This window comes from Mycolicibacterium grossiae, assembly GCF_008329645.1.
GTDB classification, from domain to species: Bacteria; Actinomycetota; Actinomycetes; order Mycobacteriales; family Mycobacteriaceae; genus Mycobacterium; species Mycobacterium grossiae.
In genome coordinates this window covers 1,097,384-1,124,061 of the sequence record NZ_CP043474.1, presented here as the reverse complement: position 1 = coordinate 1,124,061, position 26,678 = coordinate 1,097,384, and the positions used below count along the sequence as shown (strand labels likewise).

Sequence of the window (26,678 nt, the reverse complement as noted above, 5' to 3'; positions counted from 1 at the left end):
CCGCACGACGTGAGGGGGTTGCCGTGAAGAGGCTCAGCGGCTGGGACGCGGTCCTGCTGTACTCCGAGGCGCCGACGGTGCACATGCACACGCTCAAGCTGGCGGTCATCGAGATCTCCGACCTCGGGGGCCGGCAGTTCGGCATCGATGAGTTCCGGCAGGTGATTCACGGCAGGCTCTACAAGCTCGATCCGTTCCGCTACGAACTCGTCGACATCCCGTTCAAGTTCCACCACCCGATGTGGCGGGAGAACTGCGAGGTGGACCTCGACTACCACGTCCGCCCGTGGCAGGTGCGCGCCCCGGGAGGACGACGCGAACTCGACGAGGCCGTCGGCGAGATCGCCAGCACGCCGCTGGACCGCAGCCGGCCGCTGTGGGAGATGTACTTCATCACCGGGCTCGCGGGCGGTCGCATCGCGGTGCTCGGCAAGATCCACCACGCGCTGGCCGACGGCGTCGCCTCGGCCAACCTGCTGGCCCGCGGTATGGACCTGCAGCCGGGGCCGCAGGCCGAACGCGATTCGTACGCCACCGATCCCGCGCCGGCGAAGTCGGAGCTGGTGCGCACGGCGTTCGTCGACCACCTCCGTCAGATCCGGCGCCTGCCCGCGGTGCTGCGCTACTCGGCGGAGGGCATGAACCGGGTGCGCAAGGCCGATAAGAAGCTCTCGCCCGAGCTGACCCGGCCGTTCACGCCGCCACCGTCGTTCATGAACCACATGGTCGACGCCACCCGCCGGTTCGCGACGGCGACGCTGGCGCTGGCCGACGTCAAGGAGACGGCGAAGACGCTCGGTGTCACGATCAACGATATGGTGCTCGCGATCTCGGCGGGGGCGCTGCGCCAGCTCTCGCTGCGCTACGACGGCGCGGCCGACCACCCGTTGCTCGCGTCGGTGCCCGTGAGCTTCGACTTCTCCCCGGATCGCGTGTCCGGCAACTACTTCAGCGGCGTGATGATGGTGGTGCCGATTCAGCTCGCCGATCCGCTGGAGCGGGTGCGGGCCGTGCACGAGGCCGCCCGCGAGGCCAAGGAGACCCACCACCTGATGGGGCCCGAGCTGGTGAGCCGGTGGTCGTCGTACTTCCCGCCGGCGCCGATGGAGGCGCTGTTCCGTTGGCTGGCCACCAAGGACGGTCAGAACAAGGTGCTCAATCTTCCGATCTCGAACGTGCCGGGCCCGCGCGAGCCCGGCCGCGTGGGCGGCGCTCTGGTCACCGAGATCTACTCGGTGGGACCGCTGACCACCGGTAGCGGCATCAACATCACGGTGTGGAGCTACGTCGACCAACTCAACGTGTCGGTGCTGTCCGACGGCTCGACGCTCGAGGACCCGCACGAACTCACCGACGCGATGGTGGACGCCTTCGTCGAGATCCGCGCCGCCGCCGGGCTTTCCACCGAGCTGACGGTGATCGAATCGGCTATGGCGCCGTAGGCGTGCGCTTCGCGCGCACCCAGTCGAGGAAGTGGCCGACCGCGGTCGCGGTGAAGTGCCCGTGCGGTGATCCGAAGAAGTCGAACGCGTGCTGGGCGTGCGGAATCTCGCTGTAGATTACCGGGTTTCGCGAGACGCCCTGCAGTGCCGCGACGAAGTCCCGCCCCTCCTGGACCGGGATGATCGAGTCGTCCTCGCCGTGCAGCACGAAGAACGGTGGCGCGTCGGCACGCACCTTCGTGATGGGGGACGCGTCGAGGTAGAGGTCGCGTGCCTCGTCGAACGGTCGCTTGACGATGAACTTCTGCAAGATTGAGATGAACTCCGGCCGACCGGATCCCTCGCGGGTGAACCAGTCGTAGCGGCCGTAGATCGGGACCGCCGCGAGCACCGAGGTGTCGACGTCCTCGAAACCCGGTTGCCACTGCGGCTCGTTGGGCGTCAGCGCGGCGAGCGCGCACAGGTGCCCGCCCGCCGATCCGCCGGTGATCGAGATGGCGTCGGGGTCGCCGCCGTAGTCGGCGATGTTCTCCTTGACCCATGCCAGCGCCCGCTTGACGTCGATGATGTGCGCGGGCCAGGTGTGCCGGGGACTGATGCGGTACGCCATCGACACGCAGATCCAGCCGCGCTCGGCGAGGTGGCCCATCAGCGGGTAGGCCTGCGGGCGGCGCATGCCGATCGCCCAGGCGCCGCCGGGCACCTGCAGCAGCACCGGCGCCTTGCCGTCGCGGGGAAGGTCGGCGCGGTGCCAGATGTCGGCGACGTTGGCGCGGTGCGGGCCGTAGCGCACCACGTCGGTCTTCTTCACGTACGTGCGCCGAGTCCACGACGTCCGCAGCACGCCGGCGGGCCGGCGTCGCCGTGCCTCCTTGGCCACCTCGACGTAGTCGTCGCCGAGCGCCTCGCGCAGTGGGTCCTCGAACTCGGGCTGGGACTTGGCGTTGCGGACGTAGACGTAGCCGAGCAGACCCCACGCCGCGGCGGTGAGCCCCAGCGCGACGCGGCCGGCGCGGCTGCGGAAGTCGCCGCGCACACCGCGGCGCAGCGCGTCGAGCATCGAGGCGCCGAGGAGCACGGGCGCGGCCTCGCCGGTCGGCCAGCCGGCGAAGAACACCGGGATGGTGACGTAGCCCTCGCGGCCGAGCGGCTGCACGGCGTTGGCGGCGTTGACGAGTTCGACGGTGGCGCGCAGCAGCGGGAAGCGGCGCGGACGCCGGCTACGTCTGGTCGGCGATCGCTTGGAGCTCACGTCGAAGGATCTTGCCAGTGCTGCCCCGGGGCAAACCTTCCAGCACGTCGATGGTGCGGGGGACCTTGTAGTTGGCCAGGTGTTCGCGCACGTGCGCCTTGAGGTCGTCACCGGTGACCTCGGCGCGATCGCGCAGGACCACGAACGCCGCGAGCCGCTGGCCGTAGTCCGCGTCGTCGACGCCGAGCACCGCGGCCTCGGCGACGTCGGGATGCGCGGCGAGGGTCTTCTCGACCTCGATCGGGTACACGTTCTCGCCACCGGACACGATCATCTCGTCGTCGCGGCCGACCACGAACAGCCGACCGTCCGCGTCGAGCCGGCCGAGGTCGCCCGAGGACATGAACCCGTCGTGGAAGTCCTTGGTGGTGCCGGAGGTGTACCCGTCGAACTGGGTGGAGTTGCGCACGTAGATGGTGCCGACCTCGCCGACCGGTACCTCGCGCAGCTCGGCGTCGAGGATGCGGATCTCGGTCCCCTCGGCGGGCCGGCCCGCCGTGTCGGGCGCGGCGCGCAGGTCGGCCGGGGTGGCCGTGGCGATCATGCCCGCCTCGGTGGCGTTGTAGTTGTTGTAGACGACGTCGCCGAACTGGTCCATGAACGCCGTGACGACGTCGGGACGCATCCGCGACCCCGAGGCCGCGGCGAAGCGCAGGCTGCGGCAGTGGTACCGGGCGCGCACCGCGTCGGGCAGGTCCATGATGCGGTCGAACATCACGGGAACGACGCACAGCCCGGTGGCGCGGTGCGTGTCGATCAGCGCGAGCGTGGCCTCCGGGTCGAACCGGCGCCGGGTGACGATGGTGCACGCCATCGACGCCGCGAATGCCAGTTGCGAGAAGCCCCAGGCGTGGAACATGGGCGCGACGATCACCGTGGTCTCTCCGGCGCGCCACGGCGTCCGGTCCAGGATCGCCTTGAGCGTCTCGGGTCCGCCGCCGGAGTGCTTGGCGCCCTTCGGCGTTCCGGTGGTCCCGGACGTGAGCAGGATGGTGCGGCCATTCTCGGCGGCGCGCACGGGCGTCCGTCCGGCGTGCGCGGTGATCATCGCCTCGACGGTGCGTTCGCCCGCGCCGCCATCGGTCCACGCGACGATGCGCGTGGCCCGCGGGAGGTCGGCCAGCGCGCGGTCGACGGTGTCGGTGAACTCCTCGTCGTAGACCACGGCCAGCGAGCGGGGTGCCGCGTCGGTGCCCGCGCCCGCCTCGCGCGCCAGCACCTCGGCCAGTGCCGGTCCGGCGAAGGACGTGTTGAGCAGCAGCACGTCGGCACCGATGCGGTTGGCGGCGATCAGCGCGTCGACGAAGCCGCGGTGGTTGCGCGCCATGATCGCGACCACGGCGGGCGCGCCGTCGGGCAACGTCTGCAGGGCGGCGGCGAATGCGTCGGCGCGCGAGTCGATCTCGGTCCACGTCAGCGTGCCGATCTCGTCGATCAGCCCGGCGCGGTCACCGCAGCGTTGCGCGGCGGCGGCGAATCCGCTGGTGATGCCCATGTGTTCGCGGGCCATGGCGGCGGCGATGCGGACGTAGCGGTCGGGTCGCAGCGGCGCGATGACGCCGGCGCGGACCATCGTGGTCACCAGTCCGAGCGGTCCGGCGACGCGGTCGGTGAGCGCCATGCGTCGCTCAGCCGACGATCGGCAACCGGCGTTGCGCGGCCAGCTCGTCGAGGGCGCGCTGCATGACCCACCGGACGTGCGCATCGACCTCGTCGACGTCGGGGTCCTCGCCGAACTCGGCGACGATGTCGATCGGCGGCAGCACCTGGGTGATGATCTTGCTGGGCAGCGGCACGTTCACCGGGAGCACGGCGCTGAGCCCGAACGGGAAGCCGAACGAGATCGGCAGGATCTTGGCCCGCAGCAGCTTGTCCAGGCGCAGCAGCTTCGCGAACCCGGTGCCGCGGCTCAGGTACAGCTGGGTCTCCTGGCCGCCGATCGACACCGACGGGACGATCGGCACGCCGGCGTTGAGTGCGGCGCGGACGTAGCCGGTGCGACCGCCGAAGTCGATGCGGTGCCGCGCATTCCACGGCCGGTAGACGTCGTAGTCGCCGCCGGGGAACACGATGACGACGCCGCCGGTGCGCAGGGCCTCGTCGGCGTTGTCGTGGTTGGCCGGGATGAAGCCGGTCCGGGTGAAGAAGTCACCGGTCGGGCCGACGAACAGCAGGTCGAAGCCCAGCGTGTAGATGGGGCGGTCGAAGCCGAAGCGGGCGTAGAAGTCGGTGGCGAAGACCGGTACGTCCATCGCGAACAGGCCGCCGGAGTGATTCGACACCACCAGCACGCCGCCGGGTGGGATGTTGTCGAGGCCGCGCACCTCGGCGCGGTGGTAGCCCTTGATGAGCGGACGCAGCCAGCCCATCACCTTCGCGGTGAGACCGGGATCCCACTTCGTCACCTCGGACACGTCGGGTGCGCTCATCGGACCCCCTCGAAGGAATTGGAACGTGTTCTAGTTTCGAGGATAGCTCGTGAGCGGCCCGCGCCCTACCCCGCGCGGACCGCCGCACGGTCAGAACCTGGCGACGAACTCCGAGGTGTAGAACTCCGCCGGGGTCTGGGTGTACTCGCCGGGGCGGGAGATGATGACCCACGCGCCGGTGGCGCCCGACGCGATGGGACCCGACAGCGTGGTCCGTCCGGCGCCGAGGCCGTCGGTCTGCAGGCCGCCGGTGAACACGCCGGGCGCGCCGGGCGCGCAGCCGATGGAGGCGCGGGGCAGCTGGATGACCCGGACGTCGTAGTGGGTGTTCGGCTCCGCCGTGACGAGGTCGAAGTCGACCGTCACGGTGCTGCCCGACGAACTCACGAACGCGGTGCCGCGGCCGTCGCCGGTGGCGGGCACCCAGTTCTGCTCGACGAAGTCGCAGGTCTTGTAGTTGCTCAGCAGCGGAACCATCGTTCGGGAGGCCTCGGCCGAGGCGGTCGCGGGGCTGCCGATGGTCAGCGCCGCCGCGGCCGCGACCAGCGCATACGTCAATTTGGACATGCCACCATCATGTCGCGGCCTGCCACGTCGCGCTGTAGTCCCCGTCACAGCGCAGGTCAGACGCGGTGAACCCGAACCGGGCTCGAGGTCTCACGGCGTCGGGCGCGCGCCGTCAGGGCTGCCCGACCACCAGGTCCCACGGGCTGCCGCCGGCCAGGGCGCGGCGGCCGAACCGGCGGGCGTGCCGGGCGGCGCTGCCGTACTCGTCGGCCCAGCCGAGCGCCCGCATCGTCACCGTCCACAGCCGGTGCTCGATGGTGACGCCGATGGCGCCGTGCAGCTGATGCGCCGTGGTGACGACCGTCGACGCCGCGCGGCCCACCGCGACCTTGGCCGCCGTCACGGCGTCGTCGGCCCGCGCGTCGCCGAAGCCGTGATCGGTCACCGCGGCGGTGGCCAGTGCAGTCACCGCTCGGGCCCGTTCGATCTCGCCGTACATCCCGGCCAACCCGTGCAGCACGGCTTGGAAGGCGCTGAGCGGGCGGCCGAACTGGACGCGGTCGCGGGTATGCGCCGCGGTGAGTTCGGCGGCGGCGTCCAACGCGCCGACGATCTGGACGCAGCGTGCCCAGGCGCCGCGGCGCAGTAGCTCGTCGGCCACGTCGGCGGGCAGCGTCACCGCATCGGCGGCGGCGACGTCGAACGCGACCGTGGCGCGCGGCTCGCCGGCCAGCGTGGCGGTCCGACCGGCCGCGGTGCCCGGCAGGATCGCGACGTGCACCGCGTCGTCGACGCGGGCGGCGAGCACCGTCGCCGAGGCGGGCCAGAGGACGTCGGCGGCCGCACCGGTGAGCCGGCCGTCGGCGATGCGGCCGTCGGCGGTCGCGACCGTCAGCGGGCCGCTGTCGGGGACCGCCACGTCGGCCGCGCTCGCCAGCCAGGCGGCCAGCACGTCGGTCTCGGCGACCGGCACCGCCACGGCGTGCCGGGCCAGACCGTGCAGCACCACCGCGGCCTCCGCGGGACCGGCGTCGCCACTGCTGAGCAGTCGGGTCAGCCCGGCCTCGGACAGCGTGTGCCAGGCGTCGTCGTCGAGGGCGACCTCCGGCGTCTGCGCGGGTGAGCGGTCGCCCGCGCGCCTGCCGATGTCGTCGACCAGCGCGCGCAGCTCGGCGTGCGTCTCGTCGGCGTCGGCGGTCGGCGTGCGCCAGGCCTTGGCGACCACGCCGCGCAGCACCTCGTTCGTGCCGCCGCGCAGCGTGAAGAGCGGGGAGTGCACGCGCGCGGTGGCGAGCATCGCCCGCAGCGGTGCGGCATCGGGGCCGTCGAGGGCGTCGATCAGGTCGGCGGCGATCAGCACGGAATCCTGCTCGAAGCGGGTGCCGAGATCCTTGACCATCGCGGCGCGGGCGTTCGCGTCGCGGCCCTCGGACAGGGCACGGGCGACCGACGTCGACAGCTGGCGCAGCGAGACCATGCGGGCGAGCAGGTCGCCGATCTCCGCGGCGGTCCGATCGTCGACGCCGTGTCGGGCGGCGGCCTTGACGAGTGCGAACAGCAGTGTGGCCGTGGACAGGACGCGCTCGGGGCCGCTGCGTTCGAAGCCGAGTTCGGCCGTCACCTGGTGCCAGCCGTTGCCGATCTCACCGAGGACGTCGTCGTCGGTCAGGGCGACGTCGGTGAACAGCACCTCGTTGAAGTGGTGCTCGCCGTTGAACAGCACGATCGGATCGATCGTCACGCCGGGAAGGTCGGTGCGGACGATGAACTGGCTGAACCCGGCATGCCGGTGTTCGGGATCCAGCGGGCTGGTTCGTGCCAGCACGACCACCTGGTCGGCGAGGTGCGCGCCGCTCGTCCAGACCTTGGTGCCGTTGAGGATCCAGCCGTCGTCGGTGCGGGTGGCTCGGGTGCTGACGGCGGCCAGGTCGGAGCCTGCGCCGTGCTCGCTCATGCCGATCGAGGAGTACAGCCGGCCCGCCGCGATGCGCGGCAGCAGCCGGCGGCGCTGCTCCTCGGAGCCGTAGGCCAGCAGCCCGGGCGCGACCTGGCGATCGGCGATCCAGTGCGCGCCCACCGGGGCGCCCGCGGCGAGGAGTTCCTCGGTGACGACGTAGCGGTGCAGGTGCCCGAGCCCGCGGCCGCCGTACTCCACCGGGATGGTGAGTCCCACGAAGCCGGCCTCGGCGAGACGGATGCTGAAGTCGGCATCCCACTTCGACAGCCAGCAGTCGACGGCGGGCTGCCAGCCGTACCGTTCCCGGTCGGCGCGGAGGAAGTCCCGCACCGCGCGGCGGAGGTCGGCGAGGTCTTGGTCGTTGGCGCACAGCGCGTCGAACTCGGTCACTGCACGCCGAGTGTAGTGAGGATCGTTGAGCAGGAAACGTCATGTCCCCGGCGCCTCGACGACGCCATACTCGAGCACTGTGACCGACCCTCGACCGCGGCGACGCGACCGGCTGCGCGAGCTGCTCGACGCCGTCGTCGCCGACGGGCACGTCGACGTCGCCGACATGGCACGCACCAGTCATGCGTCGGAGTTCCACTTCTCGCGTCAGGTCAGCCGGTCGACCGGGGAGCCGCCGGCGGCGTTGCGCCGCCGCGTGATGCTGGAGCGGGCGGCGTGGCGGTTGCAGCACGGTGAGGGCGTCGCGGCGGTCGCGGCCGACGAGGGCTGGTCGTCGCCGGAGGTGTTCTCCCGGGCGTTCCGGCGGGCCTATGGCGTGCCGCCGTCGCAGGCGTCCGACGTCGACTTCTGGTTGCCGGCGCCCAACGGGCTGCACTTCCATCCGCCGGAATCCCTGTGGGTGCGCAGCTCCGACGGTCCGGCACCGGACGTGTCGCGACTGCTCGTGGCGCACGACGTCGCCGACACCGGCTACCTGCTGGAGCGGGCGACGGAACTGACCGACACACAGTGGCGGCAACCGGTGTCGCCGGGCCGGGTGGTGCTGGAGTGGGACGGCGAGGAGGCCAGCGTGGCGGCGGTCCTCGGTGCGCTGGTGTGGACCAAGCAGGTGTGGCTGGCGAGCATCGAGGGCGCCGATCAGCCCGTGCGCGGCGACGTGCCGTCGGCGGCGGCGCTCGCCGCGGAGCACCGCGCGGTGGCGGCGCGGTGGACGGCGATGGTCGACGCGCACACCGCCGAGGGGCGGATGGCCGACACCGTGATCGATGCGCTGTGCGATCCGCCGGAGTCGTTCCAGCTGTACGGGATCGTCGCGCACGTGGTGACGTACGCGGCACACCGCCGCGAGACGGCACGGGACATGCTCGCCCGGCACGGCGTCGTGGTCGGCCGCGGTGATCCGCTCGAATGGATGAGGAGCTGACGATGGCGTGCATCTACTTCACGGCGTCGAGCCTGGACGGCTTCGTCGTCGACGACCGCGACCGCCTGGACTGGTTGACCTCGCGGGAACACGACCCGGACGGGCCGTTCGGCGTCGACGCGTTCCTCTCGACCATCGGTGCCGTGGTGATGGGCTCGGCGACCTACGCGTGGATCGTGGCGAACCATCCCGGTGAGTGGATGTACGCCCAACCCTCCTGGGTGCTGACGAGCCGGCCCGAGATCGTGCGGCCCGAGCATCCGGTGCGGGTGGCCGGCGGCGACGTCGCCGAGCTGTACCCGGTGCTCGAGGAGGCCGCAGGCGGCAAGGACGTGTGGGTGGTGGGCGGCGGAGTGGTGGCGGCGCAGTTCGTCGCCGCGGGTCTGGTCGACGAGATGATCGTGACCTACGCGCCGTGCTCGCTGGGGGCGGGCGCTCCGGTGCTGCCGGTGCGCTCGGAGTGGGCGCTGCGCGACACGGCGATCAACGGCGAGTTCGTGTGCGCCCGGTGGGCGGCGGTGCGCTGACGGTACGGCTCAGGCGGCGGCGCGTGCCCGCAGCAGCTGCGTCACCCGGCCGCTCATCCTGCGGGGGGACAGCGCGTCCGCACCGGGGCGGCGCACCTCGTGGGTGAAGCGGCGTCCCAGGACGTTCCATTCGACGATCCACATGACGGGCGCCTCCAGAGTCTGCGTACAGCTTACGTGCAGGAACACACCCGAGCAGGCCGTGTATTCCCGGTCACAGCCGTGAGGGCGTCGGTCGGCCGCCGCGATCACTGGTTACCGGCCGGTAGTGACGTCTACGCTGGTTGCGCATCAGCGACGGCGAAAGGCGCGACCATGGGCCACTACAAGAGCAACGTCCGCGATCTGGAGTTCGCCCTCTTCGAACTCCTCGACCTGGAGAAGGTCCTGGTCAGCGGCGAATTCGGCGATCTGGACGCCGGCTCGGTGCGAGAGATGCTCGCCGAGGCGGCCAAGCAGGCCGAGGGCGCGCTCGCCGAGTCGTTCGCCGACGCCGACCGGCATCCGCCGACGTTCGATCCCGAGACCCATGCCGTCACGCTGCCCGAGGCGTTCAAGAAGTCGGTGCGGGCCTGGCAGCAGGGCGAGTGGTTCCGCATCGGCCTGGTCGAGGAGGTCGGCGGCGTCCCGGCGCCCGCGATGGTCGCCTGGTCGATCGCCGAGTTCGCCCTGGGCGCGCAGCCCGCCGGGTTCATGTACCTCGCCGGTCCCGTCCTGGCGAACATCCTGTTCCACATCGGCAACGAGCGGCAGAAGGAACTCGCCGCCCTCGCCGTCGAGCGCAACTGGGGCGCCACCATGGTGCTCACCGAGCCGGACGCCGGCTCCGACGTCGGGGCCGGGCGCACCAAGGCCGTCGAACAACCCGACGGCACCTGGCACATCGACGGCGTCAAGCGCTTCATCACCTCGGGCGACTCCGACGACCTCTTCGAGAACATCCTGCACCTGGTGCTGGCCCGGCCCGAGGGCGCCGGGCCCGGCACCAAGGGCCTCTCGCTGTTCCTCGTCCCGAAGTTCCTGCCCGACCCGGAGACCGGCGCCCCCGGTGAGCGCAACGGCGCCTACGTCACCAACGTCGAGCACAAGATGGGCCTCAAGGTCTCCGCGACCTGCGAGCTGACGTTCGGCCAGCACGACCGCCCGGCGGTGGGCTGGCTCGTTGGCGACGTGCACAACGGCATCGCCCAGATGTTCAAGGTCATCGAGTACGCGCGAATGATGGTCGGCACCAAGGCCATCTCGACGCTGTCGACGGGATACCTCAACGCCCTGGAGTACGCCAAGACGCGCGTGCAGGGGCCCGACATGACGCAGATGGCCGACAAGACGGCCCCGCGCGTGACGATCGTGCACCACCCCGACGTGCGCCGTGCCCTGCTGACGCAGAAGGCCTACGCCGAGGGTCTGCGCGCGCTGTACCTCTACACCGCCGCGCACCAGGACGCCGCCGCGGCGGCCGTGGTGTCGGGTGCGGATCCCGCTCTCGCCGAACGCATCAACGACCTGCTGCTGCCGATCGTCAAGGGCGTCGGCTCCGAGCGCGCCTACCAGACGCTCACCGAGTCGCTGCAGACGTTCGGTGGTTCCGGCTTCCTGCAGGACTACCCGATCGAGCAGTACATCCGCGACGCGAAGATCGACTCGCTGTACGAGGGCACCACGGCGATCCAGGCCCAGGACTTCTTCTTCCGCAAGATCGCCCGCGACCAGGGCGTGGCGCTCGGCCACGTCGCCGGCCAGATCCAGGCCTTCCTCGAAAGCGACTCGGCACGAAGCGAACTGGCCCCGTCGCGGGTGCTGCTCGCCACGGCGCTGGCCGACGTGCAGTCGATGGTCGCCACCATGACCGGCTTCCTGATGGAATCCCAGCAGTCCTCGCGCGAGCTGTACCGCATCGGCCTGGCGTCGGTCCGCTTCCTGTTCGCCGTCGGTGACCTGCTCATCGGATGGCTGCTGCTGTGGGGCGCCGAGACGGCCCTGCAGGCGCTCGACGCGTCACCGTCGGCGCGCGACCGGGAGTTCTACGAGGGCAAGGTCGCCGTGGCGACGTTCTTCGCGAAGAACGTGCTGCCCCGGCTGACCGCCGACCGCGCGACCATCGCCGACACCGACCTCGATCCGATGGACGTCCCGGAGGGCGCCTTCTGATTCGATCAGGCCGGCGGGTCGAGGCGGTCGTGTTCGCCACGGGCACTGAGCAGTAGCGCCGCAACCACCAGGGCGATGCCGACGCCCTCCGCCGGTCGCGGGATCTGCGTCAGCACCGCCGCCCCGACCACCGTGGCGGTCACCGGCAGCAGGGCCAGCAGCAGCGCGAACCGGCGCCTGCCCACCTGCCGTAGCACCACCTGGTCGAGGCCATAGGGGACCGCCGTCGACAGCACGCCGACCGCCACGCCGAGCAGCCACGTGCGGGCGTCGCCGAACACCGCGGCATCGGTGCGGACCTGCGCCGTGACCACCACCGGGGCGTACAGCACGGTGGCGCAACCCAATCCGAGCGCCAGCGCGTCGATGCCGCTGCCCGCGTCGGCGACCCGCTTGCCGACGAGGACGTACCCCGCCCACAGCGCGGCCGCGGCCAGCGCGAAGAGCACACCGGTGCCCCGCGCGCCGACGTCGACGCCGGCGAGGAGCACTACGCCCGCGCCGACCAGCACCACCGCGACCACGTCGCGCCCGCGCCGCGACGCCGCGGCGGCCACCACCGTGGGCCCGACGAACTCGATGGCGACGGCCGTCCCCAGCGGGATGCGCGCCACCGCCTCGTAGAACGCGACGTTCATGCCGACGGTCACGACGCCGAACAGCGTCGCCACGCCCAGCTGCCGGGCGCTCGTGCCCCGTCGCCACGGCCGCCGCCACGCCAGCAGCGCCACCGCGGCCGCCAGCCCCCGCAGCCACGCCACCGTCGCCGGCTCGGTGGTCTCGAACAGGTACACGCCGATGGCGGCGCCGAGATACTGCGACACGGCGCCGACGACGAAGACGGCCGGAACCGACCACCCCGGCAGCGGCTGATGTGCCTGTCGCCGAACGGGTTCCGTCATCCGCGCAGCCTAGCCGCCGCTGAGCAGCCCGGTCGCATCGCCGACGGCGGGGTACCCTCGCGGCAATGCACGACACCCCGGCCGCCGAGGTCGAGACGGTCACCCGGCCGCGGCGCCGGCGGCTGCCCTTGCGCCTCGTCCTCCTCGGCGTCATCCTCCTGCTGCTGTTCGGCGTGCCCTGGTGGACCATCGTCGCCGGCGCGCACTGGCCGACGGCGGTGACGGTCGTCGGCACGGCCGTGTTCGCCGCGGCGCTGCTCGCGCTGCCGGTGGCCATGACGTTCGGGCACGGGCGGCGTCACCTCGACCGCGCCGCCGTGCTCGGCGACGCGCTGCTGGGCGCGGTTTGGGTGTTCTTCACCTGGTCGGTGCTGGGTCAGGTACTCGCGCTGGGTCTCGCGCTCGGCGGCGTGGCCGATCCCGTGCGCTCCCGGGCCGTCGCCGTCGCCGTGCTGACGGTGGCGGTGCTGCTGCTCGGCTGGGGGCACCGCGAGGCGATGAAGGTCCCGCGCGTGCGCCGCGTCGACGTGCCGATCGTCGGCCTCGGCCGGGGCATGGACGGCGTGACGCTGGCGGTGCTCACCGACACGCACTACGGCCCGATCGACCGGGCGCGCTGGTCGGCGGCCGTGGTGGACCGCGTCAACGCCCTCGGGGCAGACGTGGTCTGCCACGTCGGCGACATCGCCGACGGCACCGTCGCCGTCCGTGAACCGCAGGCCTCGCCGCTGGCGCGGGTCCGGGCGCCGCTGGCCCGGGTGTACGTCACCGGCAACCACGAGTACTTCAGCGACGCCCGGGGCTGGCTCGACTACATGACCGGCATCGGCTGGGACGCCCTGCACAACCGGCACGTGGTGGTCGAGCGCGGCGGGGACCGGCTGGTGATCGCGGGGGTCGACGACGCCACGGCGCGCGGCTCCGGGCTGGCCGGCCACGGCGCGAACATCGACGCCGCGCTCGCCGGGGCGAATCGGGATCTGCCGGTGGTGCTGCTGGCCCACCAGCCCAAGCAGATTCCGCAGGCCGTCGCCGCGGGCGTCGACCTGCAGATCTCCGGCCACACGCACGGCGGCCAGATCTGGCCGTTCCACCTGCTCGTCCGTCTCGACCAACCGGTCGTCGCCGGTCTCAGCCGCCACGGCGAGCGCACCCGGCTCTACACCAGCCGGGGCACCGGCTTCTGGGGTCCGCCGTTCCGGGTGTTCGCACCCAGCGAGATCACCGTGCTGACGCTGCGGGCGGTCAGCTAGGCGGCTTGAGCGGGTCGTGGCCGATGGTCATCAGCCGGTGCCGCCAGTGGTCCTCGCCGGCCGTCGGCTCCAGGTCGTCGCGCCGCTCGCCGTGGATCCGTTCGACGACGTTGCGCATGACGCGCTCGTCGTCCTCGGTGAGGTCCACCCGGCGCTTGCCGAGGATGTTCAGCACGTGCTGGCCGGTCTGGCTGCCGGCCTGATCCCCGAATTCCTCGGCGTGCTCACCCGCCGAGCGGGTTCGCAACCACTCCGACAGTTCCCGCGACGTCATGTTGACGACGCGGTGGAACTCGTCCCACAGCTCCTGGTCGACCTCGACGTGACCACTCACGACATCCACCTCCGTTGTTCGTCGACGGTTCGGGTAGCCCGCCGGCCGGTGGCGAAACACGGACCGCCGTCCGCGTGTATGGACGCCGCGATGCCGGGTACCTGGACACCCATGACCGACGGAGTACCGAACGCCGATCCGCAGAACACGCCCGCGGTGGAGCACGGCACGATTCAGCCCGGCGACACCCCGCCCGACGCGGCGTCGACCGAGCAGTCTGCGAACAAGGACCCGGTGCCCAAGGGCAGCCGCTTCACGTCCTCGGGCGTGACGAGCCTCGTCATGATCAGCGCCTTCGCGGTGCTCTTCGCGGTCATCGCCGTGCTGCTGGTGGTCTACCTCTGGGACAAGTTCAGCTGACCGGTCACCGCGCGCTGTGGATCGCCGCGCGGATCGACCGTTGCAGCGTGCTGTCCGCGATGAACAGCATCTCGTCGCCGGCCTCGAAGACGTGCTCGGGCCGCGGCAGCATCACCTCGCCGGCGCGCAGCAGCGTGACGAGTGCGGTGTTCTCCGGGAGCTGCAGCTGAGCGACGCTCTGCCCGACCAGCGGGTTGTCGTCGGGCAGCGTCAGCTTGGCGAGGTCGGCCCGGCCCTCACGCAGCCCCATCAGCCGGATCAGGTGGCCGACGTCGATCGCGCCCTCGATGCCCGCCACCAGCGCTCCGGGCGTCGACACCGCGACGTCGATGCCCCAGCTGCGGCCGAACAGCCACTCGTTGGCGACGTCGTTGATGCGCGCCACCACGCGCGGCACGTCGAACTCGTTCTTGGCCAGCAGCCCCACGACGAGGTTCGACTTGTCGTCGCCGGTGGCGGCGATCAGCACGTCGCACGTCTGGATGCCGGCCTCCTCGAGCGCGCTGAGTTCGCAGGCGTCGGCGTTCAGCCAGTCGGCCTCGGGCACGGTGTGCGGCTCGAACCGGCGCCGCTCGCGCTCGATGAGCAGCACCTTGTGACCGTTGGCCAGCAGCTCGCGCGCGACCGACCGGCCGACGTTGCCCGCCCCGGCGATCCCGATCCGCATCCTGCGCTGCACCACAAGTTCATCTTGGCCCATCGGCGGTGACCGCGAGACGTCACGACGGGTCGCCCCCGGTGTCCGGCTGATTTACTGACACCCGCGACGACGACCACGAGGCCGGGACTGACGAGATGACACTGCAGCAGCTGTACGTGGCGTTGCTGATCGGTGGGCTGGTGCTGCTGGCCAGCATCGTCGGGACGCGCGTCGCCAACCGGGTGGGATTCCCCAGCCTGCTGTTCTTCCTGCTGGTCGGCGTGCTCATCGGCGAGGACGGGCTCGGCCTGCCGTTCGACGACGTCGAACTCGCCCGCAACGTGTGCACCGCCGCCCTCGCGGTGATCCTCGTCGAGGGCGGTCTCACCACCCGCTTCGCCGACATCCGCCGGGTGCTGGCACCCGCGGGCGCGCTGGCGACCATTGGCGTGGTGGTCAGCACCCTGGTCACCGCCCTCGGAGCGCACGTCCTGCTGCGCATGGACTGGCAGCTGGCCCTGCTGGTCGGGGCGATCGTCTCGTCGACCGACGCCGCGGCGGTGTTCTCCGTGCTGCGCGTGCTGCCGCTGCCGCGGCGCGTGGCCGGGCTGCTCGAGGCGGAGTCCGGCTTCAACGATGCCCCCGCCGTGATCCTCGTCCTGATGTTCAGCGTGGTGCCGTTCGTGCTGGACCCGGAGGGCACGGCACTCAGCATGGCGTTCGAACTCGTCGCCGGCGCGGGCATCGGCCTGGGCGTCGGCTTCCTGGGGGCGACGGCATTGCGGCGCATCGCCCTGCCGGCGTCGGGGCTCTACCCGATCGCGACGTTCGGGCTCGGCCTGGTGGCGTTCGCCGCCGCGGGCAGCATTCACGCCAGCGGGTTCATCGCCGCCTACCTCGCCGCGGTGGTGCTGGCGAATTCCGGTCTGCCGCACCGTTCGGCGATCCGCTCGTTCGCCGAGGGGCTGGGGTGGCTGGCGCAGATCGGGCTGTTCGTGTTGCTCGGACTGCTGGTCGACCCCAGCGACCTCGCCGCCGACGCCGTCGCCGCGATCGTCATCGGCCTGGTGCTGCTGCTGGTCGCGCGACCGCTGTCGGTGGTGGCCTCGCTGTTCTGGTTCCGCGTGCCGTGGCGCGAACAGGCGTTCCTCTCCTGGGCGGGGCTGCGCGGCGCGGTGCCCATCGTGCTGGCCACGTTCCCCATCGTCGCCGGCGTGCAGGACAGCTACCGGCTGCTCAACATCGTGTTCATCCTCGTCGTGGTCTTCACGCTGGTGCAGGGGCCGAGCCTGCGCCCCGTCGCCCGCGCCCTCGGTCTGATCCGCAAGGAGTCGACCCGTGAGATCCACGTCGAGGCCGCGCCGCTGGACGTCCTGGACGCCGAACTGCTCACGATGACCGTGCAGCCCGAGTCGCGCCTGCACAACGTCACGATCCTCGAACTGCGGCTGCCCGACCCGGCCGTCATCACGCTGATCATCCGCGACGGCCACACGTTCGTGCCGCTGCCGGACACCCGCATCGAGGCCGGTGACGAGCTGCTGATCGTCACCACCAGCCGGACCCGCGCGGCTGCCGAGTCGCGGCTGCGCGCCGTCAGCCGACGCGGAAAGCTCGCCTACTGGTTCGACGAGTACGGCGACGCGGACTAGTCACTCGCCGCCGCCGGAGTCCTTGGCTCCGGAGTCCTTGGCGTTGGAGTCGCTCGAGTCCTTCGCGCTGGAGTCGCTCGCGTCCTTGGCGCTCGAGGCGCCCGCGTCCTTGGCCGGGGAGGCCGTGGCACTCGACGCCCCGGCGGCGTCCGTCGGCTCGGCCGTCGATCCTGCCGACGTGGTCGAGGTGACTGACGTGCGCGACGTGGTCGACGTGCCGGGGGCCGTGTCGTCCTTGGTGGCGTCGTCCTTGGTGGCGTCGTCCTTGGTGGCGTCGTCCTTCGAGGTGATGTCCTCCGCGGTGTCGTCCCTCGAGGTGATGTCCTTCGCGGTGTCGTCCGTCGCCGTGTCGACCGAGGCCACGGTCGCGCCGGTGTCCGCGGTCGCCTGCGGGGCCGGGTCCGTCTGCTTCTCGTCGACGGCGGTGCGGGAGCTACGGGTGGTCTCGGGAGCCGGCGTCTCGGAAGCCGTTCTCTCGGACGTCGGGGTCGGCGCGCTCAGTGTCACGGCCGCGGCGCTGCTGCCCGTACCCGGCAGGTCCACCGAGCGCGGCGCGGGGACGTCCGAGATCGCAACGACGGGCGCCGGCAGGGTGACGGCCGCGGCGATGGTCGCCACCACCTGCGTGACCACCTCGACGACCGCGGACACGACCGCCAGCACGGTGGCGGCAGTCCCGGCGAGGGCGTCGCGCAGCAGCGTCGGCAGGGTGGCCGGGCTGGGCGCGGCGGCGGGCTCGTCGAGCACGAGGTCGGCGAGCGTGGCGTCGCCGGCCGCTGCCCGCGCGACCATCGCCATGGCGGTGGGGTTGCCGGCGATCGCCTGCCGGATCACCTCGGCGGCCAACTTGGCCGACCAGTCGGACCGGAAGATGCCGAAGGTGTCCTCGGGGTCGAGACTGCCGGTCAGCTTGTCGCGCATGGTGTAGACGAACACGGGGCCGGTGAAGTCGACGGTGCGCCAGGTGTCGATCAGGTCCTTGATGAACGCGGCCTGCGTCGCCTCATCCTGCAGCGAGGTCGGCACGCCGTACTCGCTGGCCCAGATCTTCTTGGCGGCGTCGCCGTAGTCGATCATCAACTGGCGGATCCGCAACCCCTGGTTGAGCGGTGCGTCGTACCACGGGCCGCCCTGGGAGAACGGCAGTCCGTGCTGGTAGGGGTGGTAGGAGATGGCGTCGAAGTACGGCTTGGCGCCGGCGGCGTACATCCGCTGCACGAAGGTGACGGGGTCCATGGAGACGTTGGTGTCGACGGCCGCGGCCAGCACGCCGCCCACCACGATGGCGTTGCGGTCGGCGGCCTTGATCGCCGGGTAGGCGGCCCGCAGCAGGGCGGTATAGGCGACCGGGTCGGGCGCGGGCTTGTAGAACGACACCAGGTTCGGCTCGTTCCAGATCTCGTAGGCGGAGATCTTGCCGCGGTACCGGGTGGCGACCGCCCGGGCGTAGGTGGCGAACGCCGACGCCGACGCGGGCTGCCCGCTCAGCGCGGGGGTACCGGGCGCGGCCGCCCACTGCGGCGGCTGGCCGAGGATGCCGAGGACCGCGATGCCCCGCGCTGCTGCGGCATTGATGACGCGGTCGGTCTTCGACCAGTCGTAGCCGCCGAACCGGTTGGGCTGTACCGCGACCCACGGCACGTCGATCCGCAGGGTCGACACCCCGATCGACTGCATCAGGTCGAGCTGCCGGTTCATGTCGGCGTCCGACAGGAAACCCAGCATTGGATCGGCGACGCCCACGGTGGCGTTGGTCGGGGTGATGGCCGCGGTGTTGTGCACGGCTATCGACACCGTCCGCACGTCCGGAGCCGCGCGCAGGTCGGCGCCTGCGCAGACGAGCGCCAGGCACACGACGGCGCCACACACGTTGAGCACCAGAGATCTGATCATGAACATCGAACCTCCCCACCGAGCGAGCACCCAAATTAACGCCGATGCAAGATCAATGTGAAATATCCGGCAAACCGTTCGGAACGAGGTTGCGATCCGGTCCGATGGTGTCCCGCACGGCGTCGCGAGAGGACCGTCCAGCATGAACACGTGATCCTCGTCGGCCCCGGCCGCCAGGGAAAGCGTTTTCCGATTGCCCGCCTCTGAGCGACAACTCGCGACAACCTGCGGACCGCTTCGCTCGTCGGCTGGTACGCCGCCGGGCGTCGAGCGTGACGCTGGAGTTGCCGCCGCGGCCGACTGTGACGCTGGAGTCACGTCACAGCGCCGCCGCGCCGCCGTTGTCGCGACTTGTCGCTCAGAGGCGGGCACCGTGGATTGGTTTCCCAGGGGGAGGGCGCGACCGCTCGCTCACGATCGGAGCCGAGCGTGACGCTGGAGTCACCGCCGCGGCCGAGCGTGACGCTGGAGTCACGCCACAGCGCCGCCGCGCCGCCGTTGTCGCGACTTGTCGCTCAGAGGCGGGCACCGCGAATCGAGTCCCGACGAGCGCGTGCCGGCGGGTCGGCTACAGGCTGAGCTGGCGGTACCGCTGCAGGCGTCGCAGCCCGACGGCGGGCGCCGGCCCCTCGACGGGGCGCAACGCCTCCTCCAGACGCGTGCGCGCGACGTCGGTGTCGACGCCCGTACCGATGGCCACCAGGCTGTTGCCCGGCTCCGGGGTCCGGCCGCCGCGGGTCGTGGCAGGTGCCGTCATCACGTGGATCGACGTCCCGACGACGTTGACGACGTACCGGCGCACCCGGCTGCCGGACCGCACCGCCACGGTGCCCTTCAACCGGTACACGCCCGGCGGCGGGTTCTCCGCGAGATCGACGACGGCGCCGGGATCGACGCAGCCCTCGCCGAGAACGGTCACGGAGCTGGCGTGCACGTGGTCGGGATGGTCGGCGTGCGCGGCCGGTTCGTCGGCGAGCAGGTCGCGGAACGACAGCTGTCCCGACCCGTCGGCATCGCCGCCCGAGACGTCGTACAGCAGCGTCGGGTCGATGCGGCCGCCGACGACGCCCACCACGTGGGCATCGGGATTGCGTTCGCGCACACGGGCTTCGATGCGCCGCAGCTCGTCGTCACGGGTCCCGTCCGGGAACCGGTCGAGCTTGTTGACCACCACCAGCGAGGCGGCAGCGTACCGCGCGGGCGGTGCGTCGGCGACGGTGTCCACGGTGTCGAAGTGCGCCGCGGCGTCGATGACGTCGACGACCCCGCCGGGACGCACCCGCTCGGCTCCGCTGAATCGGATGATCCGCGCGATCGCCACCGGATCGGCCAGCCCGCTGGCCTCGACGATGATCGCGTCGAGCGCCAACTTGGGGTCGGCCAGCTTGGCCAGCGCCTCGTCGAGCCCGCCGTCGTCGGGCAGGCAGCAGATGCAGCCACCGGTGATGGATGCCGGCTCGTCGATCTGTCCGGTGACCAGGCCGGCGTCGACGTTCAACTCACCGAAGTCGTTGATCACCACGCCGATTCGTGCACCGGGCGCCCGCAGCACGTGGTTGAGCAGCGTGGTCTTGCCCGCCCCGAGATAACCGGTCAACGCGATGACGGGGATGGGTTCCACGACCGTCGAGTGTATGGAGTCGCGCGGAGGCGAACTACAGGGCTCCGGGGTCGTCGGGCACGTCGACGGCGTAGGACCGCAGCACCTCCAGCGGCACCAGGTCGAGCGCCCGCTCGTGCGTGCTGGCCAGCACCACCGGGCAGGCGTGCCCGTCGCGGTGCGCCCGCAGCCAGTTCCGTGCGGTCACGCACCAGCGGTCACCCGGGGACAGCCCGGGGAATCGGTACTGCGGCATCGGCGTCGCGAGGTCGTTGCCGATCGCACGCTGATGCGCGAGGAACTCGGCCGTCACCACACCGCAGATGGTGTGGCTGCCCTGATCCTCGTCGCCGGTCGAGCAGCACCCGTCCCGGTAGAACCCCGTCATCGGTTCCGTGCCGCACTCCTGCAGTGGTCCACCGAGCACGTTGCGGTCAGCCATGTGCCCAGTATCACCGGAATGAGAACGGCGGTCGGGCGGTTCGTCTGGTGCAGATGCGCACCGACGACGGGCGCACGAGCGAGGAGAACGCCGATGTCCGAGACCACACGGAAGGTGGGCACGTTCATCCTCGGCTGTCTGCTCGCCACCGCATCCCTGATCGCCCTGTCACCGGCCGCGTCGGCCGCGGCCTGCTCCGACGTCGAGGTCGTGTTCGCCCGCGGCACCGGCGAACCGGCGGGCGTGGGCCGCGTCGGCCAGGCGTTCGTCGACTCGCTGCGCAGCGACCTCGGCGGCGAGTCCGTGGACGTCGCCGCGGTGGACTACCCGGCCTCGTACGACTTCCGGCACGCCATCGACGGCGCCCGCGTCGCCGCCGCCCAGGTGCAGGACCTCGCGGCCGCGTGCCCGGCCAGCAGCATCGTGCTCGGCGGCTTCTCCCAAGGCGCCGCGGTCGTCGACCTCATCACCGCCGACCCCGCGCAGGCGTTCGGCTTCGGCGTCCCGATGGCCCCCGAGGTGGCCGACCACGTCGCCGCCGTCGCCGTCTTCGGCAACCCGTCGCAGAAGATCGGAAGGCCGCTCGCACTCAACAGCCCGCTGTACGGCGCCAAGACCGTCGAGCTGTGCAACGGGACCGACCCGGTGTGCTCGCCCGGTGACGACCGCGCCGCCCACAGCCTCTACCCGCAGGCCGGCCTCACCGACCAGGCGGCGTCGTTCGTGGCCGACCGCGTCAAGGCCCACACCGGCCCCGGCGCCGCCGTCACGCAGCTCGCCGCCGGCACCGTCGCGGGCCGCTGAATCCGCCTGCCGGCGCGGCCGGCGCGACCGGTGAGATCGGTACCCTCGACGAGGTGACGGACCGACGCTCACCGGTCGAGGCGCTGCTGGCCCGGGTCGGCGGCGTCCGCGGCCTGATCCACACGTCGCTGCCGGTCACCGTCTTCGCCGCCGTCAGCGGCACCTTCGGCCTCCAACCGGCGGTGATCTCCTCGCTGGCGACCGCGGCCGCCGTCCTCGTCTGGCAGCTGGCGCGCAAGGAATCGCTGCGGCCCTCGCTGCACGGCTTCACCACCGTCGTCGTGTGCGCGGCGTTCGCGCTGGTGACCGGGCGGACCAAGGACTTCTACCTGCCGGGCATCTGGACCTACCTCGTCCTCGGCATCGTCTTCACCGTCTCGCTGGTGGTGCGGTGGCCGCTGATCGGCGTCGGCTTCGCCTGGTTCACCGGCCGTGACACCACCTGGCGCCGGACGCCTGCCGTGCGCCGGGCCTTCGACCTCGCCACCGCCGTCATGGCGATCGCCTCCTGGACGCGCTTCTTGGTGCAGTACCACTTCTACGACACCGATCAGGAGGGTCTGCTCGCCATCGCCCGGATCGCGATGGGCTGGCCGATCTTCCTGCTCACCTCCACGGTCATCTACCTCTCCGTTCGCCGAGCGCTGCGGGCCCTGCCGCGCACGCGGGCCGAGGGCGACGAGGCGCGCGCCTGAGCCGTGGCCGTCGCCGGGCATACTGACGTCGTGCCCCGATGTGAAGCGCGCCACTGATGCGGGCCGTGAGCTGCCTGCGCGGTGAGCTGTCGGTCCTGGACCTGCCCGCCCCGCGACCCGCCGCCGGCCAACTGCTGCTCGACGTCACCCGCTGTGGCATCTGCGGATCCGACCTGCACGCCAAGGACCACGCCGACGAACTCACCGAGGTGATGACGGCGGTCCAGTACGAGGACTTCATGCGCGGGGACACCCCGGTGGTCATGGGGCACGAGTTCTGCGGCGAGGTCGTCGAACGCGGTCGCGGCGTGACCAAGGAGTTCCGCACCGGCGCGAGCGTCGTCTCGTTTCCCCTGCTGCGCGCCGACGGTGGCGTCCACCTGACGGGCCTCTCGCCCCGCGCGCCCGGTGCCTACGCCGAGCAGGTCCTGGCCGAGGCGGCGATGAGCTTCGTCGTGCCGAACGGGTTGTCGCCCGACGTCGCCGCGCTCACCGAGCCGATGGCCGTCGCGCTGCACGCCGTCCGCCGCAGCGACGTCGGCAAGCGCGACGTGGCCGTCGTGATCGGCTGCGGGCCGGTGGGGCTCGCGATCATCTGCCACCTCGCGGCGCTCGGCGTCGGCACCGTCATCGCCAGCGACTTCTCGCCGGGACGCCGCGCGCTGGCCGCCCGCTGCGGGGCCCACGTGGTCGTTGACCCGGCCGTCGAGTCGCCCTACGACGCGCTCGCCGACCGGCGCGGCATGATCACCTCGGCGCCGGCGCTCTACGAGCTCGGCATGGGGTCGATGGAGAAGCTGCGCCGCGTCCCCGGGTGGTCGCACCTGTACCGCGTCGCGGACCGCCTCGGCGCGGCAGGACCCAAGCGGCCCATCGTGTTCGAGTGCGTGGGCGTGCCCGGCATGCTCGACGGCATCGTCGCGGCCGCGCCGCTCGCCGCCCAGGTGATCGTCGTCGGCGTGTGCATGGGACGTGACGAACTTCGCCCCGCCATGGCGATCAGCAAGGAGATCGACATGCGCTTTGCGTTCGGCTACACCCCGCTGGAGTTCCGCGACACCCTGTATCTGCTGGCCGAGGGGAAGCTCGACGCAGGCCCGTTGATCACCGGGACCGTCGGGCTGGACGGCGTCGCCGGCGCCTTCGCCGCGCTGCGCGACCCGGAGACGCACGCGAAGATCCTCATCGACCCCGGTAGCGACGCGAGGGTCGGCTAGGTGCCGGTGCGGGCCCTGCCCGCCCGGGCAACTCTGCGGGCCCTGCCCGCCCGGGTAACTTCGCGGGCCCTGCCCGCGCTGGCCGCGGCGGTGCTGCTGGCGGCGTGCGGCAGCGGCGGCGCACCGCCCGAGCAGGAGGACACCGCCACGTCGGCACGGCCGGGACCCGAGCGCGGCGACGGCGTCGACAAGTACCCGCTCGGGACCGGCACCCACACCGTGGAGTCCGACCCCGGCTGGGTGTACTTCCGCACCCCGGAGGGACGCGGCTGCGGCATCGGGCCGATCGGGCGCATCGTGGGCTGCGACCTCGTGCCGCGCGACGCACCGGCGGGCGCCGGCCAGACGGCGATCGAGGGCAACCGGCCCGCGGCGTACCAGCCCGGGCCGACCCCGACCTTCACCCGCGACGTCGACGTGCTGCCCGCGGGGCACCGGCTGACCAACGGCGCCACCCGCTGCGCGGTCGAGGCGCCGGGCACGGTGCACTGCGAGACCGCCGGTGGCGCACACGGATTCGTGGTCTCGTCCGGCTCCGGTGTGCTGTGGTGAGCGGCCGCTACAGTGGGTGACGTGGCGGACGAGCGACCGAACCGGATCCTGGCGGGCTGGCCGTGGGGGACCATCATCGCGGTGGTGGCGGTGCTCGTCATCGGCGTCGTGGTGTGGCTGACGCTCGGTCAGCGGTCCTCCGACGACGCCGCCGCACCGGCCGACGCCGCCGCCGACCCGTCGCTCGACATCGACGGCATCGTCACCGAGCAGTACGAGCCGGGCCATCACGTGACCGGTGAGCAGCGCGTCGCCTACGACCACGCGCCCCCGTTCGGCGGCGCCCACGACGAGGTATGGGCGACCTGCACCGGCATCGTCTACCCGACCGCGATCCGCTCGGAGAACGCGGTGCACTCCCTCGAGCACGGCGCCGTATGGATCACCTACGACCCCGACGCCCTCTCCGCCGAACAGGTCGACGGGTTGGCGCTGCTGGTCGACGGGCAGCCCTACACGCTGATGTCGCCCTACCCCGGTCTCGACAGCGCGCTGTCGGTGCAGTCCTGGGGCCATCAGCTGAAACTCGACGACCCGAGCGACCCCCGCCTGGTCGAGTTCATCGAGAAGCTGCGACTCAACGAGAGCCAGTATCCGGAGCCAGGAGCCAGTTGTGCGTCACCGTATTTCGACGTCGCCAACCCGCCGCCGTTCGACCCGAGCCCGCCCGGGCCCGACGCCGTCCCGGTGAAGTAGTCGATGCGCAGCGGACTCCTGCTGCTCGGCGCGGTGCTCCTGGTGCTGGCCGCGGTGGCGACGGGCTGGCTGCTCCGCGGTGAGGAGCGTCCCGCCGCGACGCACGGACCGGTCGACGTCGGCTTCGCCCACGACATGTCCGTGCACCACGCGCAGGCGGTCGACATGGCGACGACCGAACTGGCCGGCGGGTCGGACCCGGCGGTGCAGAACCTCGCCTACGACATCCTGACCAGCCAGCAGAACCAGATCGGTCGGATGCAGGGCTGGCTGACGTCGTGGGGCGAGCCGCTGTTGCCGACCGGCGGCCACATGGGCTGGATGGCCGCGCACGAGAACCACTCGGGCATGGGTGGCGGCGGCACGGGGGGTGGCGGCATGGGTGGCGGCATGAGCGGACCCATGGCGTCGATGCCCGGCATGGCGAGCCCGGCCGAGATGGACGCGTTGCGCCGCGCCGCCCCCGCGGCACGCGACGTGCTCTTCCTACAACTGATGCTGCGTCATCACCAGGGCGGGACGGACATGCTCGCCGACGCGGCCGAACGCGCCGAGACCGGCTACGTACGCGCGCTCGCGACGCAGATGTTGGCGACGCAGAACTCCGAGAGCGCACTGATGACGTCGATGCTGCGCGATCGCAATGCCCCGGTGCTGCCGCTGCGCTGAGCGCGCCGCGCGCGGCCGGGCAGCACCCGGGCCCATCTACTATGTTGGTACGTAGTCGCCGCTCGTCCCCACGGAGTCACCATGCCACGCCATCGCCTGCTCGCCGGGCTCGCCGCGGCCGCGGTCGTCGTCCTGGCGGTCGGGATGCAGAGTGGCTCCGCGCCCCAAACCGTCACCGCCGCAGCGAAAGTGGGCGTCGCGCTGCCTCCGTTGGTGGGGTCGGAGCTGGCCATCGTGCCCGCGCCCGGCGCGACGGACGTGGCACCGGTGGGCGTCGTGTCGGTGACCGCGACGGCGGGCACCTTGACCGAGGTCCGGATGACCAACGAGGCCGGCAGGCCGGTCGCCGGCCGGCTCAGCGCGGACCGCCGGACGTGGCAGCCGACCGAACCGCTGGGCTACGGCCGGGACTACGCGATCCGCGCCACCGGGCGCGGCACGAATGCGACCACCACGACGCGGGAGTCGACGTTCACCACGGTGACCCCTTCCGACGAGGTGGGCGTGGCCCTGACGACCACGGTCGGTGCCGCACTGGCCGACGGCGGCACCTACGGCGTCGGCACGGTGGTGGTCGCCCGGTTCGACGCGCCGGTCACCGACCGCGTCGCCGCGCAGAGCCGGATGCGGGTCACCACGTCCCCGCCCGTCGAAGGCGCGTGGACGTGGATCGACGAGCGCAAGGCCCACTGGCGTCCCCGGGAGTACTACCCGGCGGGCACCGAGGTGACGGTGGACGCCGCGATCTACGGCGTCGACCTCGGCAACGGCCGTTACGGCGGCGACGACGAGCGGGTGAGCTTCCGGATCGGCCGCTCGCACGTCTCGATCGCCGATGACCGCACCAAGCAGGTGAGCGTGTACGTCGACGGCCGCCTTGTGCGGACGATGCCGACGTCGATGGGCCGCGGCGGCACCGAAACCGTTGGGGGACGGACGATCGCGTTCTGGACCCAGCCGGGCGTGTACACGGTGATGGAGAAGCAGAACCCGGTGCTGATGGACTCCTCGACCTACGGTCTGCCGGTGAACTCGTCGTCGGGCTACAAGATCAGCGTGCCCCATGCGGTGCGGATCAGCCCGGACGGCATCTACCTGCACGAGCGGGAGGCGACGGTGTGGGCGCAGGGCAGCACCAACGTGTCGGCGGGGTGTTTGAACCTGAGCGCCGAGAACGCCGAGTGGTTCTACGAGTTCGCCCAGCCCGGCGACGTCGTCGAGGTGCGCAACACCGGCGGCAAGCCGCTCGAGCAGTGGCAGAACGGGGACTGGAGCGTGCCGTGGGACGTGTGGCTGCGCGGCGGCGCGGGGCGCGCCTGAGACCGGCAC

Annotated in this window: 25 protein-coding genes and 2 pseudogenes; 14 read left to right on the top strand and 13 right to left on the bottom strand. The window is 71.8% G+C overall.

Going from position 1 to position 26,678, the window contains the following annotated elements; all coding sequences use genetic code 11:
• The first annotated feature begins 23 nt into the window (after positions 1 to 23).
• On the top strand, positions 24 to 1,442 hold the full coding sequence (locus FZ046_RS05500; protein WP_070354438.1) for a WS/DGAT/MGAT family O-acyltransferase: 1,419 nt from the start codon (positions 24 to 26) through the stop codon (positions 1,440 to 1,442).
• Here the strand turns inward: FZ046_RS05500 and FZ046_RS05495 are convergent.
• The 6 genes and pseudogenes from FZ046_RS05495 to FZ046_RS27625 all read right to left on the bottom strand — a co-directional run.
• The gene (locus FZ046_RS05495; RefSeq protein ID WP_070354439.1) at positions 1,429 to 2,694 is read right to left on the bottom strand and encodes an alpha/beta hydrolase; all 1,266 of its coding nucleotides are present in this window, start codon (positions 2,692 to 2,694) and stop codon (positions 1,429 to 1,431) included. The two genes, FZ046_RS05500 and FZ046_RS05495, sit on opposite strands and share 14 nt — an antisense overlap.
• Positions 2,663 to 4,315, bottom strand: coding sequence for an acyl-CoA ligase FadD12 (fadD12, locus tag FZ046_RS05490; RefSeq protein WP_070354440.1), 1,653 nt, complete (start codon positions 4,313 to 4,315; stop codon positions 2,663 to 2,665). Before fadD12 ends, FZ046_RS05495 begins: the two co-directional genes overlap by 32 nt.
• Before the next feature lie 7 nt (positions 4,316 to 4,322).
• Entirely contained in the window at positions 4,323 to 5,123 is an 801-nt protein-coding gene (locus tag FZ046_RS05485; protein ID WP_070354441.1) for a lysophospholipid acyltransferase family protein, read from the bottom strand.
• A 90-nt stretch (positions 5,124 to 5,213) separates the two neighbouring features.
• A complete protein-coding gene (locus FZ046_RS05480) occupies positions 5,214 to 5,690 on the bottom strand; it encodes a hypothetical protein (RefSeq protein ID WP_070354442.1) in 477 nt (158 codons plus the stop codon).
• Positions 5,691 to 5,802: 112 nt separating this feature from the next.
• Positions 5,803 to 6,231: pseudogene (locus tag FZ046_RS27790) on the bottom strand (acyl-CoA dehydrogenase family protein); the annotation flags it as partial.
• 612 nt (positions 6,232 to 6,843) lie between these two features.
• Positions 6,844 to 7,977 (bottom strand): annotated as a pseudogene (locus FZ046_RS27625) (acyl-CoA dehydrogenase family protein); the annotation flags it as partial.
• A 79-nt stretch (positions 7,978 to 8,056) separates the two neighbouring features.
• Between FZ046_RS27625 and FZ046_RS05470 the strand changes: the two are divergent.
• Both FZ046_RS05470 and FZ046_RS05465 read left to right on the top strand, forming a co-directional pair.
• Positions 8,057 to 8,962, top strand: coding sequence for a helix-turn-helix domain-containing protein (locus FZ046_RS05470; protein ID WP_070354443.1), 906 nt, complete (start codon positions 8,057 to 8,059; stop codon positions 8,960 to 8,962).
• A 2-nt stretch (positions 8,963 to 8,964) separates the two neighbouring features.
• A complete protein-coding gene (locus tag FZ046_RS05465) occupies positions 8,965 to 9,489 on the top strand; it encodes a dihydrofolate reductase family protein (RefSeq protein ID WP_070354444.1) in 525 nt (174 codons plus the stop codon).
• A gap of 9 nt (positions 9,490 to 9,498) precedes the next feature.
• Here FZ046_RS05465 and FZ046_RS28120 read toward each other — a convergent pair whose 3' ends face one another.
• On the bottom strand, positions 9,499 to 9,633 hold the full coding sequence (locus FZ046_RS28120; RefSeq protein WP_256277843.1) for a hypothetical protein: 135 nt from the start codon (positions 9,631 to 9,633) through the stop codon (positions 9,499 to 9,501).
• A gap of 171 nt (positions 9,634 to 9,804) precedes the next feature.
• Here FZ046_RS28120 and FZ046_RS05460 point away from each other — a divergent pair, with 171 nt between their 5' ends.
• Positions 9,805 to 11,640 (top strand): acyl-CoA dehydrogenase, encoded by a 1,836-nt coding sequence (locus FZ046_RS05460; RefSeq protein WP_070354445.1) that lies wholly within the window; start codon positions 9,805 to 9,807, stop codon positions 11,638 to 11,640.
• Positions 11,641 to 11,645: 5 nt separating this feature from the next.
• Here the strand turns inward: FZ046_RS05460 and FZ046_RS05455 are convergent, their stop codons facing one another.
• Positions 11,646 to 12,542 carry an EamA family transporter gene (locus tag FZ046_RS05455; protein ID WP_070354446.1) on the bottom strand — a complete coding sequence of 299 codons (897 nt, stop codon included), beginning with the start codon at positions 12,540 to 12,542 and terminating at the stop codon, positions 11,646 to 11,648.
• Between the two features lie 65 nt (positions 12,543 to 12,607).
• Here FZ046_RS05455 and FZ046_RS05450 point away from each other — a divergent pair, with 65 nt between their 5' ends.
• Positions 12,608 to 13,795, top strand: a complete 1,188-nt coding sequence (locus FZ046_RS05450) for a metallophosphoesterase (RefSeq protein ID WP_070354447.1) — start codon at positions 12,608 to 12,610, stop codon at positions 13,793 to 13,795.
• Here the strand turns inward: FZ046_RS05450 and FZ046_RS05445 are convergent.
• On the bottom strand, positions 13,788 to 14,129 hold the full coding sequence (locus tag FZ046_RS05445) for a DUF3140 domain-containing protein (RefSeq protein WP_083298375.1): 342 nt from the start codon (positions 14,127 to 14,129) through the stop codon (positions 13,788 to 13,790). The genes FZ046_RS05450 and FZ046_RS05445 overlap by 8 nt on opposite strands.
• 111 nt (positions 14,130 to 14,240) lie before the next feature.
• Between FZ046_RS05445 and FZ046_RS05440 the strand changes: the two genes are divergently transcribed.
• On the top strand, positions 14,241 to 14,489 hold the full coding sequence (locus tag FZ046_RS05440; RefSeq protein WP_149484200.1) for a DUF6480 family protein: 249 nt from the start codon (positions 14,241 to 14,243) through the stop codon (positions 14,487 to 14,489).
• A gap of 4 nt (positions 14,490 to 14,493) precedes the next feature.
• On the opposite strand, the gene FZ046_RS05435 is transcribed toward FZ046_RS05440, so the two are convergent.
• Entirely contained in the window at positions 14,494 to 15,156 is a 663-nt protein-coding gene (locus tag FZ046_RS05435) for a potassium channel family protein (protein ID WP_070354448.1), read from the bottom strand.
• A gap of 128 nt (positions 15,157 to 15,284) precedes the next feature.
• Between FZ046_RS05435 and FZ046_RS05430 the strand changes: the two genes are divergently transcribed.
• Entirely contained in the window at positions 15,285 to 16,781 is a 1,497-nt protein-coding gene (locus tag FZ046_RS05430; protein ID WP_070354449.1) for a potassium/proton antiporter, read from the top strand.
• On the opposite strand, the gene FZ046_RS05425 is transcribed toward FZ046_RS05430, so the two are convergent.
• The 3 genes from FZ046_RS05425 to FZ046_RS05415 form a co-directional block, all read right to left on the bottom strand.
• A complete protein-coding gene (locus FZ046_RS05425) occupies positions 16,782 to 18,674 on the bottom strand; it encodes a glycoside hydrolase 5 family protein (protein WP_170292393.1) in 1,893 nt (630 codons plus the stop codon).
• Positions 18,675 to 19,242: 568 nt separating this feature from the next.
• On the bottom strand, positions 19,243 to 20,295 hold the full coding sequence (locus tag FZ046_RS05420; RefSeq protein ID WP_070354451.1) for a CobW family GTP-binding protein: 1,053 nt from the start codon (positions 20,293 to 20,295) through the stop codon (positions 19,243 to 19,245).
• A gap of 34 nt (positions 20,296 to 20,329) precedes the next feature.
• Positions 20,330 to 20,716 carry a DUF2237 family protein gene (locus FZ046_RS05415; protein WP_070354452.1) on the bottom strand — a complete coding sequence of 129 codons (387 nt, stop codon included), beginning with the start codon at positions 20,714 to 20,716 and terminating at the stop codon, positions 20,330 to 20,332.
• Between the two features lie 93 nt (positions 20,717 to 20,809).
• Here FZ046_RS05415 and FZ046_RS05410 point away from each other — a divergent pair, with 93 nt between their 5' ends.
• The 7 genes from FZ046_RS05410 (at position 20,810) to FZ046_RS05380 (ending at position 26,669) form a co-directional block, all read left to right on the top strand.
• Entirely contained in the window at positions 20,810 to 21,520 is a 711-nt protein-coding gene (locus FZ046_RS05410) for a cutinase family protein (protein WP_070354453.1), read from the top strand.
• A gap of 53 nt (positions 21,521 to 21,573) precedes the next feature.
• On the top strand, positions 21,574 to 22,215 hold the full coding sequence (locus FZ046_RS05405; RefSeq protein WP_070354454.1) for a DUF3159 domain-containing protein: 642 nt from the start codon (positions 21,574 to 21,576) through the stop codon (positions 22,213 to 22,215).
• Positions 22,216 to 22,271: 56 nt separating this feature from the next.
• A complete protein-coding gene (locus tag FZ046_RS05400) occupies positions 22,272 to 23,432 on the top strand; it encodes a zinc-binding dehydrogenase (protein WP_070354455.1) in 1,161 nt (386 codons plus the stop codon).
• Positions 23,433 to 23,984, top strand: a complete 552-nt coding sequence (locus FZ046_RS05395; RefSeq protein ID WP_246182907.1) for a hypothetical protein — start codon at positions 23,433 to 23,435, stop codon at positions 23,982 to 23,984. It abuts the gene before it with no gap.
• 21 nt (positions 23,985 to 24,005) lie between these two features.
• Positions 24,006 to 24,680, top strand: coding sequence for a thioredoxin-like domain-containing protein (locus tag FZ046_RS05390; protein WP_246182906.1), 675 nt, complete (start codon positions 24,006 to 24,008; stop codon positions 24,678 to 24,680).
• Positions 24,681 to 24,683: 3 nt separating this feature from the next.
• Positions 24,684 to 25,349 carry a DUF305 domain-containing protein gene (locus FZ046_RS05385; RefSeq protein WP_070354457.1) on the top strand — a complete coding sequence of 222 codons (666 nt, stop codon included), beginning with the start codon at positions 24,684 to 24,686 and terminating at the stop codon, positions 25,347 to 25,349.
• 81 nt (positions 25,350 to 25,430) lie between these two features.
• Complete coding sequence (locus tag FZ046_RS05380) at positions 25,431 to 26,669, top strand: L,D-transpeptidase (RefSeq protein ID WP_070354458.1); 1,239 nt, start codon at positions 25,431 to 25,433, stop codon at positions 26,667 to 26,669.
• Positions 26,670 to 26,678 lie beyond the last annotated feature (9 nt).

Bases quoted from the DNA above. Each gene is read 5' to 3' on its own strand.
- fadD12 (WP_070354440.1), bottom strand. From the start codon at position 4,315: ATGGCGCTCACCGACCGCGTCGCCGGACCGCTCGGACTGGTGACCACG.
- FZ046_RS05485 (WP_070354441.1), bottom strand. From the start codon at position 5,123: ATGAGCGCACCCGACGTGTCCGAGGTGACGAAGTGGGATCCCGGTCTC.
- FZ046_RS05480 (WP_070354442.1), bottom strand. From the start codon at position 5,690: ATGTCCAAATTGACGTATGCGCTGGTCGCGGCCGCGGCGGCGCTGACC.
- FZ046_RS05465 (WP_070354444.1), top strand. From the start codon at position 8,965: ATGGCGTGCATCTACTTCACGGCGTCGAGCCTGGACGGCTTCGTCGTC.
- FZ046_RS28120 (WP_256277843.1), bottom strand. From the start codon at position 9,633: ATGTGGATCGTCGAATGGAACGTCCTGGGACGCCGCTTCACCCACGAG.
- FZ046_RS05460 (WP_070354445.1), top strand. From the start codon at position 9,805: ATGGGCCACTACAAGAGCAACGTCCGCGATCTGGAGTTCGCCCTCTTC.
- FZ046_RS05455 (WP_070354446.1), bottom strand. From the start codon at position 12,542: ATGACGGAACCCGTTCGGCGACAGGCACATCAGCCGCTGCCGGGGTGG.
- FZ046_RS05450 (WP_070354447.1), top strand. From the start codon at position 12,608: ATGCACGACACCCCGGCCGCCGAGGTCGAGACGGTCACCCGGCCGCGG.
- FZ046_RS05440 (WP_149484200.1), top strand. From the start codon at position 14,241: ATGACCGACGGAGTACCGAACGCCGATCCGCAGAACACGCCCGCGGTG.
- FZ046_RS05435 (WP_070354448.1), bottom strand. From the start codon at position 15,156: ATGCGGATCGGGATCGCCGGGGCGGGCAACGTCGGCCGGTCGGTCGCG.
- FZ046_RS05430 (WP_070354449.1), top strand. From the start codon at position 15,285: ATGACACTGCAGCAGCTGTACGTGGCGTTGCTGATCGGTGGGCTGGTG.
- FZ046_RS05425 (WP_170292393.1), bottom strand. From the start codon at position 18,674: ATGATCAGATCTCTGGTGCTCAACGTGTGTGGCGCCGTCGTGTGCCTG.
- FZ046_RS05415 (WP_070354452.1), bottom strand. From the start codon at position 20,716: ATGGCTGACCGCAACGTGCTCGGTGGACCACTGCAGGAGTGCGGCACG.
- FZ046_RS05410 (WP_070354453.1), top strand. From the start codon at position 20,810: ATGTCCGAGACCACACGGAAGGTGGGCACGTTCATCCTCGGCTGTCTG.
- FZ046_RS05400 (WP_070354455.1), top strand. From the start codon at position 22,272: ATGCGGGCCGTGAGCTGCCTGCGCGGTGAGCTGTCGGTCCTGGACCTG.
- FZ046_RS05385 (WP_070354457.1), top strand. From the start codon at position 24,684: ATGCGCAGCGGACTCCTGCTGCTCGGCGCGGTGCTCCTGGTGCTGGCC.
- FZ046_RS05380 (WP_070354458.1), top strand. From the start codon at position 25,431: ATGCCACGCCATCGCCTGCTCGCCGGGCTCGCCGCGGCCGCGGTCGTC.